The organism is Pseudomonas sp. AC229, assembly GCF_979254655.1.
This window is the reverse complement of the sequence record NZ_CEEDHK010000120.1, coordinates 1-230: the sequence shown is the minus strand read 5'-3', so window position 1 is coordinate 230 and position 230 is coordinate 1. Positions and strand designations below refer to the sequence as shown.

The window sequence follows — 230 nt, the reverse complement described above, 5'->3', positions numbered from 1 at the left end:
TGCTGCCCGACCCTTACGGTCTGGTGAAAAGCCGGGAGTTGCGCAGCCGCTGCAGTTCGGTGCGCTTGCCGCTGAATATTTCCGAGAACCGCAACACTGCGATGTCCCATGCGTTGTCCAGCTATCGCGGCTCGGGCGTGCACCACAGTGCCTTCGCCTGCGAGGACCTGTTCGCGGAAATCAACCGCGCCACGGACGCCGGCGTACCGCTGCTAGATATTCCGCTGAAC

General features: G+C 62.6%; 1 pseudogene. It reads left to right on the top strand.

From position 1 onward, the window contains the following. Positions 1 to 230 (top strand): annotated as a pseudogene (locus tag AC0IW7_RS25110) (4-hydroxyphenylpyruvate dioxygenase); the annotation flags it as partial.